Annotated in this window: 10 protein-coding genes; 8 read left to right on the top strand and 2 right to left on the bottom strand. The window is 46.0% G+C overall.

What is annotated here, in order from left to right; all coding sequences use genetic code 11:
* Window positions 1–22 precede the first annotated feature (22 nt).
* Window positions 23–1,537: an FAD-dependent oxidoreductase gene (locus A8708_RS02945; protein WP_239696509.1), complete on the bottom strand. Its 1,515-nt coding sequence runs from the start codon at window positions 1,535–1,537 to the stop codon at window positions 23–25.
* Window positions 1,538–1,838: 301 nt separating this feature from the next.
* Here A8708_RS02945 and A8708_RS02940 point away from each other — a divergent pair, with 301 nt between their 5' ends.
* From A8708_RS02940 to A8708_RS02910, 7 genes are all read left to right on the top strand, one after another.
* Complete coding sequence (locus tag A8708_RS02940) at window positions 1,839–4,127, top strand: helix-turn-helix domain-containing protein (RefSeq protein ID WP_068662024.1); 2,289 nt, start codon at window positions 1,839–1,841, stop codon at window positions 4,125–4,127.
* Between the two features lie 246 nt (window positions 4,128–4,373).
* Complete coding sequence (locus A8708_RS02935) at window positions 4,374–5,342, top strand: ABC transporter permease (RefSeq protein ID WP_068662023.1); 969 nt, start codon at window positions 4,374–4,376, stop codon at window positions 5,340–5,342.
* 12 nt (window positions 5,343–5,354) lie between these two features.
* Entirely contained in the window at window positions 5,355–6,242 is an 888-nt protein-coding gene (locus tag A8708_RS02930) for a carbohydrate ABC transporter permease (protein WP_068662022.1), read from the top strand.
* 55 nt (window positions 6,243–6,297) lie between these two features.
* Window positions 6,298–7,929, top strand: a complete 1,632-nt coding sequence (locus A8708_RS02925; RefSeq protein ID WP_068662021.1) for a type 2 periplasmic-binding domain-containing protein — start codon at window positions 6,298–6,300, stop codon at window positions 7,927–7,929.
* A gap of 93 nt (window positions 7,930–8,022) precedes the next feature.
* A complete protein-coding gene (locus A8708_RS02920) occupies window positions 8,023–9,915 on the top strand; it encodes a heparinase II/III domain-containing protein (RefSeq protein ID WP_068662020.1) in 1,893 nt (630 codons plus the stop codon).
* The gene (locus tag A8708_RS02915) at window positions 9,912–10,583 is read left to right on the top strand and encodes a hypothetical protein (RefSeq protein ID WP_068662019.1); all 672 of its coding nucleotides are present in this window, start codon (window positions 9,912–9,914) and stop codon (window positions 10,581–10,583) included. The genes A8708_RS02920 and A8708_RS02915 overlap by 4 nt, the downstream gene beginning before the upstream one ends.
* Window positions 10,584–10,599: 16 nt before the next feature.
* Window positions 10,600–12,651, top strand: coding sequence for a CBM96 family carbohydrate-binding protein (locus A8708_RS02910; protein WP_068662018.1), 2,052 nt, complete (start codon window positions 10,600–10,602; stop codon window positions 12,649–12,651).
* Window positions 12,652–12,723: 72 nt separating this feature from the next.
* Here the strand turns inward: A8708_RS02910 and A8708_RS02905 are convergent, their stop codons facing one another.
* Window positions 12,724–14,082 carry an aminotransferase-like domain-containing protein gene (locus tag A8708_RS02905; protein ID WP_068662017.1) on the bottom strand — a complete coding sequence of 453 codons (1,359 nt, stop codon included), beginning with the start codon at window positions 14,080–14,082 and terminating at the stop codon, window positions 12,724–12,726.
* A gap of 156 nt (window positions 14,083–14,238) precedes the next feature.
* On the opposite strand from A8708_RS02905, the gene A8708_RS02900 reads away from it, so the two are divergent.
* Window positions 14,239–15,180 carry a DMT family transporter gene (locus tag A8708_RS02900; protein ID WP_068662016.1) on the top strand — a complete coding sequence of 314 codons (942 nt, stop codon included), beginning with the start codon at window positions 14,239–14,241 and terminating at the stop codon, window positions 15,178–15,180.
* The last annotated feature ends 299 nt before the right edge of the window (window positions 15,181–15,479 follow it).

Raw genomic sequence — 15,479 nt, 5'->3', positions numbered from 1 at the left:
GTAGTGAGTAGTGATGCAGGTATTACATGTCTGTATACAAGACCTGATTTCCTTGATCAAGCAGGGCACGAAGTTGCTCATATTTCACATTTTGAACGATGCCGTCCGCATCCAGCGCCAGTGCAGCTGCCATAGCAGCCGATTGCCCTAGGATCATAAATACAGGCTCCATTCGGATAGAACCGTAGGCGGCATGGGTAGCAGAAACGCATATCGGTACGATGAGATTCGTGCATTGGTCTCGTTTCGGTACAATTGCCCTATAGCTGATCGGATAAGGCGCTTTTAATTTTACATAGAAACCGCCTTCCGTGCTTACATGCCCGTCTTCGTTTACATAGTATTGAGTATGGTGGGAGTCCATCGCAAAGGAACCCATTCCTATGGAATCCGGCACCTCATCTTCTAGTCTGACGACATGCTCTGTTACCACATAATCGCCAATTAATCGGCGGGATTCTCTGACGTAGAGTTGTGGCGTCCAGTGACTGTTCTCGATAAATTCATCGAGCGGCAAGCCCCACGGTTTGTAGACGGCCCGAATTTCTTCTGGCACACGGGGATGATTCTGGATGGTCCAGACATAGCCTTGTTGATAGCGTCGATGGGCCTTGAATAATTCTTCCCGTGTACGATAATCTGTCTCTGCATAGTTATGGTTCATACCGTTGTAATCTGTGGAAATGCCACTGTTGTTATTGGAATCCGTCTTATCCGGCGAAACCATATTTAATTTAAAGAATTTTGTGTTTTGCCCTTGCTCGATGGCACGGAACAAAATCTCATAATCGGCTTCGTTATATCCCTCAGGCTTTTCGATCTCCAAGCGGTTGTCCGGATTGTTGGTCAAACACATGCGAAAATTATAGGCTTGAAGCTTGTTGTCACCATCGCCAGGTTTTCCGCCGGGGTCTGGATTGACACGCAAAAGCAAGCCACTCGAGGGCACTCCTTTAATTACATACGGGTCGATTCCGCTGGGAAGTTCATTAAGTTCATCCCCAGGATGAATGCCGTTTAATGTCTCCCCGTATTGTGCGTTCGACTCCCGGCCAACAACATACGATACGCCTGCTTTGCCCATCAGATCTCCTTCATACGAAGCGTCAATAAACACTTTGGCTGTATATAAAATCCCGGATTCCATCCGAATGGAGACGATTTCTGATCCTTGCTTTGTCACGCCATCCTTTAGTTCGAGCCTTTCCCCGTAAACGACTTCAATGTTGTTTTCGGCCACCATATCCTGCAGGACTTCGAGCGCTACTTTGGGTTCGAAAAGCCAACAAGCCCCGTCTTGCGAATATTTGCGAGCTACGCGTTTGTAGAACTCCAAGGATAAGCCACCGATAGCTTGCTTCATTCCCACATCCGTATCTCCCAATCCTCCGCTGGTCAAGCCGCCGATTCGTTGACTTGGTTCGATCACTACTGTGCTCTTGCCCATTAATTTCGCTTGAACGGCTGCGATAATGCCTGCTGCTGTTCCTCCGTAGATTACAATATCATACTGTTTCTCTTGGTTCACTGTACTCATCCTCCATCACGATGTGGCTTACAAGTATTATTATAAAGCCGTTACTCGTTTGCAGAGAATGATAGATCTTCCTCTTATACTTGATGAATCTTACTGTTTTAAGGGATGCTGTGTCATAAGGAATGGTAACGCTAGGGCATTCATTGCACATATTCTTCATGCCACAAATTTATGCTATAGTAGAAGGAGCGATTTGTGAAAACGCTTTATCCGTTGGTCTATCCATCTTTCTGTCAATGTCCATCTGTCCCTTCATCCATCTATCAACCTTCACCCACCCTATCTTGCAAAGAGGTGTTCCATGTTCAACATCCGAGCCAGGATGAGCACCATCTACTCCCGTATCCTCATCTTTAACATTTTGCTGGTGATCGTCCTTTCATTGGTCCCTCAGCTCATCTATATTCACTATTTTTCGAATGCCTACAACCAAGAGATTAACAGGCAGAGTACTCAAGATGTCAGCAAGTTAAAATATGCCGTGGATGAAACGATTCTGGATCGCGTCATCCGATTAGTGAATATTTATTTTTCGGATATCCCAAGCAATGAAGTACTCGCCTATCCACTTACGCACGATATTAGCGGCAATGGTTTTAAGATCGCCGAGGTCAGCAACTTTTTGACCGATATCCCCTTTAAACTGAATTTCCTGCAATCCGTGGAAGTCTGGTATACGGCTGGCAATGTGTACATCAATGATAAATATAATTCGTATCTGGATTCCGCCGGCTCCATTAAAGGTGTCGATGAAACATGGATTAATGTCTTACGCACCATGAATACGCCTAATCGGTGGCTGCCGCCTCGCATAACCATGCCGATGAATACGTCGGTGATCACCTACATCTCGAATATTCCGCTGATCGACAGTTTGGCTAATCGGCAGGCCGTTGTCGCCATCAATATCAAAGAAAGTGCGATTCACAATCTCATTCAATCCTCTCCCACAGATGGCGAAGTGTTATTTATTGTAGATGAGACAGGACAAGTGCTCGTGCACAGCGATAACCAACTCGTCGGTCAGAACTGGATACAGAAGGATTATATCAATTCGCTGCTGCAGCAATCAGACGCAGGCACCTTCGAAGCTTCTGTTGACGGTATTCAAAGTGTGGTTTCTTTCTCCAAGTCCAAATATAACAACTGGAAATACGTATCTGTCATTTCAATCGACACGCTGTATCAGAAATCGAAGCAGCTCAAGCATTATTTGCTGATTACCACAATCGTGCTGCTCACGGTAAGCTTGCTCTTCTCTATCTATATGACTCACTGGGCCAATAAACCGCTGCGCAGCATCATTCAAACGATTCGTAATCTGGGAAGCTCATCGGATGGTCATGAGAAGCATGCGAAGAATGAGTATACGATGCTCCATCAGGTCATCGATCGTGTATCCGATACCATCACCGATCTGAATCATCAAATGGAGACGAATAAGCCAATCATTCGCGATAAATTTATTATGCGCCTGCTGCAAGGCGACCTCGATCAGGCTGATCCGCAAGTCGCAAACATGGAGTCGACGCTGGAGCTTCGTTTTGACCGGGAGAAAACAGCTTGTATGGCGCTTAAGGTTTTTGGCACAGAAGGCATTGGCCTGAAGAATGAGATGATGATTCAGTACAGCATGCTGCAGCATGTGGAAGAGCTCGGTAACTACAGGGTGTGTTCGACGATGGATAACGCAGGACATATCATTGTCATCTTCAATTATTCGGACACGCTAGATAAAGCGAAGATTCATAGCAGCGTCAGCCAGCAGATGAAAGGGACGTTTGTGCTTGGCTTCGGCTCCGAATACCCCCATGCTTACACGCATATTGCGCAATCCTATACGGAAGCATGCGAATGCCTAAACTACGCCTTCATTATGCCGAATGAATCCTGTATTGCTTACGAAAATCTGGCCATCGCGCAGCGCAAAGAGCATGGAAGTGGCTTACAGATCATCGAACAGCTCTCTGTTGCCCTGCGCAATCGGAACCAGGAGATGGTTTCCTCGATACTGGATATCTTGCGCAAAGCACTCGTTTCAGGCAGGTACCACATTGATTATTGCCGTAATACGGTGTTTGACGCGATCTCAATTATCCGTACAACCGCCATTTCGATGGAAATCGATTTGGAGCGGTTCCTTGGTTACGATATTCGGGATTATGGCCGGAAATTGGACAATGTTGCTGATTTAACGGACTGGCTCACCGGCGTAGCTGTGCAAATCATGGAGTACCACACCACCGATGCCACCGACGATGATCCGGGTACCGCGCTGGAACGTCAAATCCTCGCCTACATTGAGCAAAATATTTATAACGAAATTTCCCTATCATCCTTAAGCGAGGGCATTCATATGAATTCCAGCTATGTGAGCCGGATCTACAAATCGGTCATGGGGTCGAATTTCTCCGAGCATTTGGCTGGCATCAAAATGAAACACGCTGAAAGTCTTCTCCGAGAGACAGACTTATCGATCAAAGAAATAGCAGCGAAGCTTGGTTACTCGAGCCCTCGTTATTTTGCGAATGTGTTCAAAGAGAACTTCGGCTGTACCCCAAAAAGCTATCGAGACAGCCTCGATAGCTAACCCCACTAAAGCTGCTATGCGCATATGCATGGCAGCTTTGTCATGTACGCCGGAAAAGCAAAAAAAAAGCACAGGTAAAAATATCTGTCATCCCACAGCAGAAACACGCCACAAATCCTGATTTCCCAACAAGACGTAAAAAAAACAGCACCTCCGTAAAGAGATTAGCCGTTGTCGATTTCCCCGAATAGGCCGTACGATAAGGGCATCAAATCGCACACAAGTTTTCGGAACAGGAGGCAAGGAATGGAAGGTAACGCCATTATCGCAGCACGAGAAGTCAAGGCGCATATAGAGCCGCAACTAACGAAAGAGCGTGCAATCAAGTTGTATTGGAAGCAGAAATACTATTTCTTCATGTTAATACCCGTTATCGCGTATTACCTTATTTTCCACTATGCCCCCTTATATGGCATTGTGATTGCCTTTCAGAATTACTATCCATTGAAAGGCGTTGCAGGCAGTGAATGGGTAGGGCTGGATCATTTTAAGGAGCTGTTCACAGGACTTTATTTCTTGCCTGTACTAAAGAATACGCTGATCATCTCCACGTACAAATTGATTTTCGGCTTCCCAGCGCCAATCATTCTCTGCCTCATCCTGAATGAAGTGCGCCTGGTATTCTTCAAAAAAGCGGTGCAGACGATTACCTATTTACCGCATTTCATTTCCTGGGTAATTCTCGGCGGCATTGTAATCGAATTTTTATCACCAACACGTGGGCTGATTAATGCGACCATCATGGAATTTGGCCATAAGCCGATCCTTTTCGTGACGAGTGAGACATACTTTCGATCAATCCTGGTGCTTTCCTCCATATGGAAGGAAGTCGGCTGGTCCACGATCATCTACCTGGCGGCGATCACAAGTGTGGATCCTGAGTTGTACGATGCAGCCGATATGGACGGAGCGGGGCGGCTTCGGAAAATATGGAACATCACGTTGCCATCGATCATGCCAGTCGTAACCATCATGTTCATTTTCGCGGTAGGCGGCATCATTAACGATGATTTCGATCAAATCTACAACTTGCTGAATGCCTCTGTTCTTTCGGTAGGCGATGTTATTTCAACCTATACGTATCAGATTGGGCTTGTGAAAGGCGATTACAGCTTCGCAACAACAGTCGGTTTGTTCAAAAATATCATTGCCTTTATCCTCATTTTATTAACGAATTATGTCGCTAAGAAAACCAATGACTATTCCCTATGGTAGGTGAACGCCGCAATGACAACACAACGCAAGAACAAGAAACGAACCTTTGAAGATAACTTCGTGGACACGATTGTCTATACGACGCTAATCCTCCTCAGTGTGCTGACCATTATCCCTTTCATGCAGGTCGTCACGGTGTCGATGAGTCCGCCAGAGGTTGTTAGCAGTTATGGGATTCATCTATTTCCAACCAAGTTCAATTGGGACGGTTATCGCAAAATTTTGGATTATCAGCAAATTTGGATCGGTTATCAGAATACAATTGTTCGCGTCATTATTGGTATTGTGGTCTCCATGACTTTAATGATTCTAGCGGCTTATCCCTTGTCCAAAAAGAATTTAGTGCATCGCAAGTTTTGGACGATTTTCATGGTATTTACGATGTTTTTCAGCGGTGGTTTGATTCCAACGTATCTCGTCGTCAAAGGCGTCGGGCTCTACAACAGCGTATGGGCGCTTGTGCTGCCTGTTGCAATCAACACTTTTACGATGCTGATTATCCGCAACTACTTCATGTCTCTTCCTGAGGAGATCCAAGAATCAGCCCGCATTGATGGGGCGAATGAATTCGTCATTCTCATGCGCATCATATTGCCAATTTCGATCCCGATTTTAGCCACAGTAGGGTTGTGGACCTTGGTTTATCATTGGAATGAATGGTTCAATGCGATGATCTATCTCAAGGATTCGAAAAAAGCGGTTCTGCAGCTGGTTTTACGCAAAATCATGTTCGAAGGCTCTGAGCCGCAGGCTATCGAGGCAGCCAATACGATCTATGCCAACACGGACACGATGAAAATGGCGGCCCTCATGGTATCTCTGATCCCCCTATTAGTTGTGTACCCGTTCCTGCAAAAATACTTCGTTAAAGGCGTTATGATTGGCTCGTTAAAAGGTTAGCCCCAGCCCCATCCCGGGGATGGTTCACAAACATAAATCTAGGAGGGTCTTAACAATGAAGAGACAAATGGTTCGTAACGTAGGCAGCTTAATGAGCGCAGCATTGTTAGTTGGATCGCTGGCAGCTTGCAGCAGCCCCACAGGTACAACGGCTACCAATACGCCAGCATCCGCAACCCAAGGTGCAACAGCAACAGCGAAGAACGACACCCCGGTTACGATTGAATGGGCAGGTTACAACATCAACGATGTAGCGCCAGATGCAAACTCGGAAGTGATGCAAGAGATGCTCAAGCGATTTAATGCCAAAATCAACGTCTGGACCGCTGACTCCCAGAAATACGCTGAAGTGTTCAACGTCCGCATGGCGTCGGGAGAAATTCCGGACATTATGAGACTGAAGGGCTTCGAACTATCTAAACTGGTGGATAGCGGAGTAGCAGCAGAAATTCCAGTGGATACGATCAAGCAGAAAGCACCCAACTACTACAAATTAATTATGGACAATGACACCGCAGGATCTGCCTTCCGTTCTAGCACGTATAAAGGCAAAAACTATGGGTTGTCTGCTTTTAATTTAGATGGCACCTACCCGACCAGCCTCGTATGGCGTACGGATTGGCTCAAAAATGTTGGCATTACCAAAGTGCCTGAAACATTAGCTGAGTTTGAGGATGCTATCTATAAGTTTACAAATAATGATCCGGATAAAAATGGCAAAAAAGACACGTACGGCCTCTCCAGTACGGCGATGCAAACGGTACTTGGTGCCTTCGGACCGATCCCGACGGATGTCATCAAAGGCACAACACCTTACTCAGCCCTTTGGTATACCGTGAAGGATAATAAAGTGACAATGGATGCCATTCAACCAGAAATGAAAGAAGGCCTCAAGCTGCTGGCCAAATGGTACAAAGACGGCGTCATCGATCCTGAGTTTGTAACTGGTGAGAATAAGGGAGGGTACTGGGCGACTTCTCATGCTTTTATTAACAATCGTGTTGGTGTGACGGGTAACGTGATGTACTACCACTGGACACCCCCTCTTACAGAAGGAGATAAAGGTGGACCGGTATATCAAGAATTCTTGAAAGTGAAGCCAGATGCCAAATATGAGGAAACATGGTCATTCGGCAAAGCCATCAAAGGGCCTGATGGCAAAGCGTATGGTGCGAACATTTGGGGCTATAACAATGAATCACTTGTGATTACGAAGAATGCTGTGAAGGATCCTAGAAAGTTGGACACAATTTTAAAAATGCTGGATACGCTGGTCACTGATAAGGACTATTACATGTTGGCTAACTACGGTGTCAAAGACAAGGATTATGTCATTAACGCAGACGGCTCTGTCGCTTCCAAACTCAAAAATCCAACTGAAACAGCACAACGCGGTGTGGGTACCTTTGGGATGGTTACGAACAATCCGGATGTGGTGAAGCAGCTGTTCAAAGCCAAATTTGCTATTGCGGATAAAGTTAAAGGAACCGGTACACCGCCATCCTACTTGCCAAGCGTAGAAGCTTCAGGTAAATTCACGGCTGATTTACAGAAGCTGACGACGGAGAATTACATCAAAATCATCACAGGTGAGCAATCCATTGATTCTTTCGATGAGTATGTGAAGAAAGCTAGAGCAGCTGGCGCTAACGAGATTGAGAAGCAGTATACCGAAGTCATTAAATAATGAGTAAACATTGAATCGAAGACTGTCACATTCGTAGTCAAACTGCAAATGAGGCAGTCTTTTCTTTCTGCATACAAGGGGGAAGCTAATGCTATGAAGTTGACAGATTTCATAACCATATCCGATGTGAAAGCACATATTTTAGGCAAAAGCATGGTGGGGTGTATCTTTCCTGCCTTCAATGATCGCGAAGCTTGGGCGAGTGTGCCCGAGGAATTGCAGCAATCTTGGCTGACGCAAGCAGCGTCCTACCTGAACTACGATTGGCCATCGCTGCGTGCCACCGCATTCATGGCTTATTTCGAAGAGGGAAGCCGTAAGCCTTACGATTCCGTTGAGTCGGAAAGACGCAGTGCGCTGTGCACCCTCCTGATTGCAGAGTGCATCGAAGCTAAGGGCCGATTCCTTCGGGAGATCACGAACGTCATCTGGCTCCTCTGTGAGCAGACGTCATGGTGCGCTCCGGCCCATCATTACTTATCCCTGCAACCAGGGGAGTTGCTTTCGAATATAGAGGAGCCGTTGTTTGACCTGTCGGCGGGGGAAACCGCAGCGCTGCTAGCATGGACGTCTCATTTGCTCAAGGTCCCTTTAGATGAGATCTCTCCGTTGATCCGAGCCCGCATCCGATTGGAGCTGGAACGTCGCATTATTGCCCCCTATGCCGATCGGAATGATTTTTGGTGGATGGGCTTTGGCGAACGCGAAGTAAACAACTGGAACCCATGGTGCAATGCCAATTTGTTGACCGTCTTGCTGCTGCAGGTGATGGAGCCAGAACGGAAAGAAATGCTCCTCGATAAGGTGCTGCGCAGCCTTGATCGGTACTTAGAGGTGCAATTCGAAGATGGCGGTTGTGATGAAGGTTCGACCTATTGGGCCAGAGCGGCTGGGATGCTGTTGGTCAATCTGGAGCTATTGTACCGAGCATCGGATGGCGCGCTGCAGGTGTACGATCAACCGTTGATTCAAAAGCTGGGGCAGTTCGTGTACAACATGAACATCGATGGACATTACTTTGTGAATTTCGCAGATGGTTCAGCTCTTGCCTCGCAAGACTACAGCATGATCCACTTGTATGGTCTGCGCATACAGGATGATCAGCTTCGCGCATTGGGGCAGATTGGCTTCCGTGACTATCAAGTACCTGATCGCAGTAAGACGGGTATCTCGTTTTTTCAAGAAATGATTAGCCTGTTTAGCTTTGCAAGTATTCACATGGTAGCTGAAATAGCGCCACCTTGTGTCCAAGACGTATGGCTTCCGAATCTGCAAGTGATGGCCGCAAGGGAGTCGGAAGGCACAACGAATGGCCTATTTGTAGCGATCAAAGGCGGTCACAACGATGAAAGCCATAATCATAATGACATCGGACATTTCGTGGTTTATGTGAATGGAAAGCCATTCTTAATAGATATCGGAGTGGAGACGTATACCCAGAAGACATTCAGCCCCCAGCGATATGAGATTTGGACGATGCAATCTGGTTATCACAGTGTTCCGGTCATCAGCGGTTTTGAGCAAAAGGAGGGCCGTTCCTTCCGCGCGGAGGCCGTCACCTATGCGAACAGCGCCGACACTGTTCGTTATGGCGTTGAGCTGGCGGGCGCCTACCCCGCTGAAGCGGGTGTGCGGAGTTGGCATCGCAGCTTAACGCTGCACAGAGGCAGGCACCCTGCTGCGATTGAGCTGCGGGAATCTTGCTCGCTTGCAGAACCCACCGATCAAGTACTGCTGCATCTGATATCTAGTCAGATGCCACAGTTTACAACAAATGGGATCATACATTTGCATGATGGTTTAGGGAATAAACTATTGATTCATTATGACGCTGAGCAATGGAAGGTTGAATCCGAACATATCACCGTGACAGACGAAAGCTTGACCCGCGTGTGGGGCGATAGCCTTTACCGTATTCATCTCAAGCTCCTCCATGCTGTGCAGCAAGGAATCTGGGTGTTTCGGATGACGGAGGGGAAATCATGAAGCATCTCATGATGATCTTCTTACTGTCGATCTTCGGATGCACAGGCTGCTCAGCACCGCATGAACATACGCCCGCAAGCTCCGAGGTTGCCACAGTCGCCTATATCAATGATGTACCCGTCGATGAGCGTGAGTTTCAACTTTTCTTGAACGACGTGAAGGCTCAGACAGCGGGTTATTTCAAACAAACCTATAACGCGGACGACTCAGCCTCCTTCTGGACAACGAGCTTTCAGGGAGAAGTGCCGATGGAGAAAGCCAAGCAATTGGCACTAGACCGATTGAAGGAGGTCAAAGTCCAACAGATTTTAGCCCAGCAATATGGCCTTCTGACGGATTATAGCTATTCAACCTTCAGAGATAATTGGCTCAGGGAAAATGAACGCAGGGAGCAAGCGGTCAAAAATCACCAAGTCATCTACGGTCCCAAGCAATATGAGGAACGCGGCTATTACACGTATCTTTTTTCTAACTTAGTCCTGAAAGTGAAAGCTGTTTTTAAAGAAAAGACTGTACCGAAGGGAGGTGATAGCGCCAGTGGCGGTCTAACGGAAGATCAACAGCAACGCGCGCTGGATGCTAGTTACGCAGAGCAAGTCAAGCAATTGGTGGAAACTGCACAAGTGAGGATTGTGGACCACGTATTTCAACAAATGAGTGTACAGTAAGAGAGGAGAATGATTGATGAGAGTTTCAAAAGCATTCCGTTTATGCCTGTCAGTTGGGCTAATTTTCACACTTCTGCTAACCGTCGCTGTATCCATGCCAGGGCTAACAACGACGACTTATGCAAATAATACGACCTACTATGTGGATTCGGCAGCAGGCAGTGATAGAAATAACGGCTTAAGCACAGGGGCAGCTTGGCAATCGTTGGCTAAAGTCAATAGCACGACCTTTTTGCCAGGGGATAAAATCTTATTCAAATCAGGCTCCGTCTGGACGGGGCAATTGCACCCGCTAGGATCTGGAGCCTCGGGCTCGCCGATCATTATAGATAAATACGGCACAGGCAATAAACCAATCATTAATGGCAATGGATTAACCGGAGCTACAGTGTATTTTTATAATCAGCAGTATTGGGAATTAAACAATTTGGAGGTCACGAACACAGCTGCTTCGGCTGGCGATCGATATGGGGTCAAAGTCGAGGCGCAAGATGTGGGGACGTATAACCATTTTTATATCCGCAATATGTACATCCATGATGTCACGGGAACGAATACCGACGCGTTGAAAGTGACCGGTGGTATCTTTGTGACCGTGTCGGGGACCACGGTAAGAACCAAATGGAACGATGTGCTGATTGATGGCAATACCGTCGAACGAACGGATCGCACAGGGATTAGCAACGGCAGTTCATGGGGAAATAATGATGGGGCAGGCAATTTCGAGCCTTTCACGAATCTCGTGATTAGCAATAACACGCTGAATGATATCGGTGGAGACGGTATTGTTATGCGAGCTTCTATTAATGGATTGATCCAATATAATGTTGTGAACAAAGCTCATGCACGGGATACGCATTATAATGTAGCGATCTGGGCGATTAACAGCACGAGTCCTGTTATGCAATATAACGAAGCGTATAATACGAAAACAACCAATGACGGCCAAGGCTTCGACTGCGATTTCAATTTGACCGGTTGTACAGTTCAGTACAATTACAGCCATGATAATGAGGGCGGTTTCCTATTGGTCATGGGAAGTGGGGCCAAACGAAACGACAATATGATTGTCCGTTATAATATCAGTCAGAATGACCGGGCACGTATTTTCCAATTCGATAGCAGCTACACCCCGTTAAATGCCCAAATTTATAATAATACGTTCTATATAGGTACTGGTTTGAGCACGAATTTCACCACAGGGATTGGAGGAAGCAATCCGCTCTCTGTTAAAAACAACATCATCTACAACGCGGGCAGCGGTGGATACCTGGTCAAAGCAAATGATGTCTATGATTATAATGTCTTCTACGGTAATCATCCGGCAAGTGAGCCGAGTGACGCGCATAAATTAACGAGCGATCCCCTTCTTGCAGGGGCAGGTAGCGGCGGTATTGGCATGAATACGGTTGATGGCTATAAACTTGGCACAGGCTCTCCTGCTTTGTCGTCGGGAGTTCTTATTAGCAACAATGGGGGCAAAGATTACTGGGGCAACACCGTTTCGTCTTCAGCAGCTCCGAATCGCGGTGCTTATAATGGAGCGGGTGTCGTGCTATTGTCTCCAAATACTTTTGTAGCTGTTGACGATGCTAACGTAAGGGATGGCACCTACGCGGCAACGAACCAAGCAGGAACAACGGCCACAACCGTAGATACCAAAAACGATTTAACCAGCTACAAACGCGACGGTTATTTTAAGTTTGATTTTAATAGCTATAGCGGGTCCGTTACTTCAGCAACGATTACACTGAAGCCAACCGTAGCTGCAATGAGCGGCATCCAAAACGAGGTTGCACTTGTTAGCGACAACACATGGACGGAAGGCGCGATTACGTGGAATACGAAGCCTTCTTCGAGTACGGTGCTTGGCACGTATACGATCGTTGCAGGCACGCCGATTACGATCAATGTAACTTCTCAGGTGCAAGCAGCCATGTCTACGGGCAAAAATCTCTCCATCCGCGTATACAGTACGTCAGCAGTCAATTCCAATGGGAATGTCGGTTTTGCATCAAGCGAGAGCATCACGAGTACGGATCGACCTAAATTAACGATAACACCATAAATGCCATAAGAGCTGAGTGCGTGGGAACGTGTCGACAAGAAGTGACGCGGTGTCCGGTGCTCAGCTTTTATCTTATTTGCGTCTTCCCTGTTTGATCATATGCTTGATCTCATTCGCTATAATCCGTATCCCCCTATCAATATGTTCTTCAGATACCCGTGTAATGCTCAGATTCATAAGCGGCAGCGGTTCAAAACTCGGCAGGTAATTAAGCGTTAGGTTTTGAATCCATACCTGTTTCTTATGCAATCTTTCCAACAATAGTGGCATCGACAAATGAGGAGGAAGCACGATATGTGTGTATACGCCAGATTGACCTAGGGGAGTAACTTGATAGCTATCCTCCTTATGGGCATGCAGAGATTCGTGCAACTGCTGTAATCGTTTCGAATAGGCATCTCTAATCGCATGTTTACGACGTTCAAACATGCCGCTCTGAATATAAATTTCCAAAGCTGCTTGTGAGAGCATAGGGCTGTCGATGTCGGCTACCTTTTTAAATGTGCGGAATACGTCATCTAGAACTGGCGGAAGAACGGCAACGCCGACTCTCAACCCGGGGAACAGGATTTTAGCGTAGCTTTTTAAATAAATGACGTGAGAAGAATCATAGGTATAGATCGGATCTGATTTCAAATCATGCTCGAGGTCTGCCAAATAATCATCTTCAACAATATACACATCGTATCGTTTGGCCAGCTTGGCAATGGCTTTCTTTGTGGGCTCAGAGTAGGAGCACCCAAGTGGATTTTGGAAACGCGGCATCGTATAGAAAAACTTTATGTCCTCGGTACGGAAGAGGTGTTCTAACTCATCTAAGTCGATATCACCCTGGGGAGAACGACGAATACCGTGTACTGGCAACTGGTAGCTTTCGACTAATCGAACAAACAAATGATAACTAGGCTGCTCCATCAGAATTCCGCGCTTTTTGTTCGGAAAAGGCATCAAAGCCAAGATAGCGAGGGCCTGCTGCACACCAGACGTGATATGAATGTGATCGGGCTTCGTGAATACTTGGTAGTTAGCCAAATGCTTAGATAGCAGCCGTAATAACGAGGGCAAACCTTGCGGTGTCCCGTACATGAACAGTTCATTTTTGTACATATCAAAGGCTTTATCCACACAATGTTTAAAATCCAAATAAGGAAACAGCTCGGGATCTGGTGCCGCAGAAGAGAAGTCAAAGACCTTGTTCTCAAGTAGCTCATGACTTGCTCCTCTTTGTTGCACGGCATAATAACCGCTTTGTGGAATTGAATAAATGAGATGGCGGCTTTCCAGTAGGGTAAAAGCACGAATCACAGTGCTCTTGTTGCATGCATACCGAAGGGAGAGGTCTCTAATAGAAGGAAGCTTCTGTCCAGCTTTGAATGTCCCCTGTTCGAGTTGCTGTTCAATGTCATTCACAATCAGCAAATATTTATACATGACGTGGAGTCTCCAATCTTCATCTCAGAATTGTACCGGTACAGTTGTCGTGTAAAAGGATTGTTGTGCATGGTGCATGGACTTATGCTGATATCAGAGAATGTTTCAGTCAGCCGGATGACTAAACGTATTCAATATTAGTAAGGAGTGGATGAAATGATAGCTCACAATGATCGAAAACTTGCTTATTTACTTGCTGTACTTAATGCAGTCATTATCGGTGTCTCTTTTTTATTTGCCAAAATCGTACTGGACTACGCGCCCCCCCTCGATACACTGATGTATCGTTTTGCCATATCGTTTATTGTATTATCACTTCTAGTTGCTTTGGGATTTGTTAAATTGCGTTATCGCGGCAAGCCTATTGGCAAAGCACTTTTACTCTCATCTATGTATCCTTTGGGCTTCTTCACCTTACAAGCATATGGCTTACAGCACGCAACCGCCGCTGAGGCGGGGATCCTCTACGCATTTACGCCTATCGTTACCATGTTGTGCGCATCGCTCTTTTTGAAAGAATCCACGAATAGGGCTCAGAAGCTCGCTATATTTTGCTCTGTGTTCGGTGTTGTATTTATCTTTCTAATGAAGGGGAGTACATTCGACATCTCCAATATTACCGGTATTTCATTGTTAGTTCTTACGAGCATTTCATTTGCGGGGTACAGTGTAATGGCGCGTTCCCTATCCAAACAATTTAGTCCATTTGAAATGAGTTACTTGATGCTGGGCACCGGATTTGTGGTGTTTACAATCTCCTCGTTGTTTACGCAATGGAAGTGGGGGTCTTTCGAGAACTTGATAGCGCCATTGTCTCATCCACTCTTTCTCATGTCGATTATATTCATGGGTATAATGTCATCGTTAGTAACAGCGCTGGTGTCAACGTATGTTTTGTCCAAAATTGAAGCTTCTCAAATGAGCGTCTTCTCGAATCTTTCCACACTCATCACAATTGCCGCAGGTGCGTTGTTTCTAGGTGAGGAAGTAACTCGATATCATATTATTGGGTCCGTATTAATCATTGTTGGCGTATTGGGTACCCAGTATTATAGTGGACGAACCAAGAAAGTTCCCAAGTTGAACAGATCTGTTTAATTGTTAGATAGTAAGGGCTTTAACCAGAAGCGGGAGAGGCGAATACATTGTTTTGAAATTGGAAAAATAAAACATTGCTATGTATTTGCCATCCATGCTATATTATCACTCCGGCCGCAAGACAGACAGGCTGGTAACGAAAAAAAGAAATTAAAAATAAAGCTTGCAATTAGAAATTCAGCATGGTATATTACTTTTCGCTGCTTCGGTAACACGGCAGTGAACGAAAGAAATTGATCTTTGAAAACTGAACAACGAGTGAGTAAGCACAGTCGAGTAATCGACTATAAAAGAGATTG

Origin of the sequence: Paenibacillus oryzisoli (genome assembly GCF_001653565.1) — a bacterium.
Taxonomy (GTDB): domain Bacteria; phylum Bacillota; class Bacilli; order Paenibacillales; family NBRC-103111; genus Paenibacillus_E; species Paenibacillus_E oryzisoli.
The sequence above is the reverse complement of the archived record's forward strand: the minus strand, read 5'-3'. Positions and strand labels throughout refer to the sequence as shown.

Bases quoted from the DNA above. Each gene is read 5' to 3' on its own strand.
- A8708_RS02945 (WP_239696509.1), bottom strand. From the start codon at position 1,537: ATGAGTACAGTGAACCAAGAGAAACAGTATGATATTGTAATCTACGGA.
- A8708_RS02940 (WP_068662024.1), top strand. From the start codon at position 1,839: ATGTTCAACATCCGAGCCAGGATGAGCACCATCTACTCCCGTATCCTC.
- A8708_RS02935 (WP_068662023.1), top strand. From the start codon at position 4,374: ATGGAAGGTAACGCCATTATCGCAGCACGAGAAGTCAAGGCGCATATA.
- A8708_RS02930 (WP_068662022.1), top strand. From the start codon at position 5,355: ATGACAACACAACGCAAGAACAAGAAACGAACCTTTGAAGATAACTTC.
- A8708_RS02925 (WP_068662021.1), top strand. From the start codon at position 6,298: ATGAAGAGACAAATGGTTCGTAACGTAGGCAGCTTAATGAGCGCAGCA.
- A8708_RS02920 (WP_068662020.1), top strand. From the start codon at position 8,023: ATGAAGTTGACAGATTTCATAACCATATCCGATGTGAAAGCACATATT.
- A8708_RS02915 (WP_068662019.1), top strand. From the start codon at position 9,912: ATGAAGCATCTCATGATGATCTTCTTACTGTCGATCTTCGGATGCACA.
- A8708_RS02910 (WP_068662018.1), top strand. From the start codon at position 10,600: ATGAGAGTTTCAAAAGCATTCCGTTTATGCCTGTCAGTTGGGCTAATT.
- A8708_RS02905 (WP_068662017.1), bottom strand. From the start codon at position 14,082: ATGTATAAATATTTGCTGATTGTGAATGACATTGAACAGCAACTCGAA.
- A8708_RS02900 (WP_068662016.1), top strand. From the start codon at position 14,239: ATGATAGCTCACAATGATCGAAAACTTGCTTATTTACTTGCTGTACTT.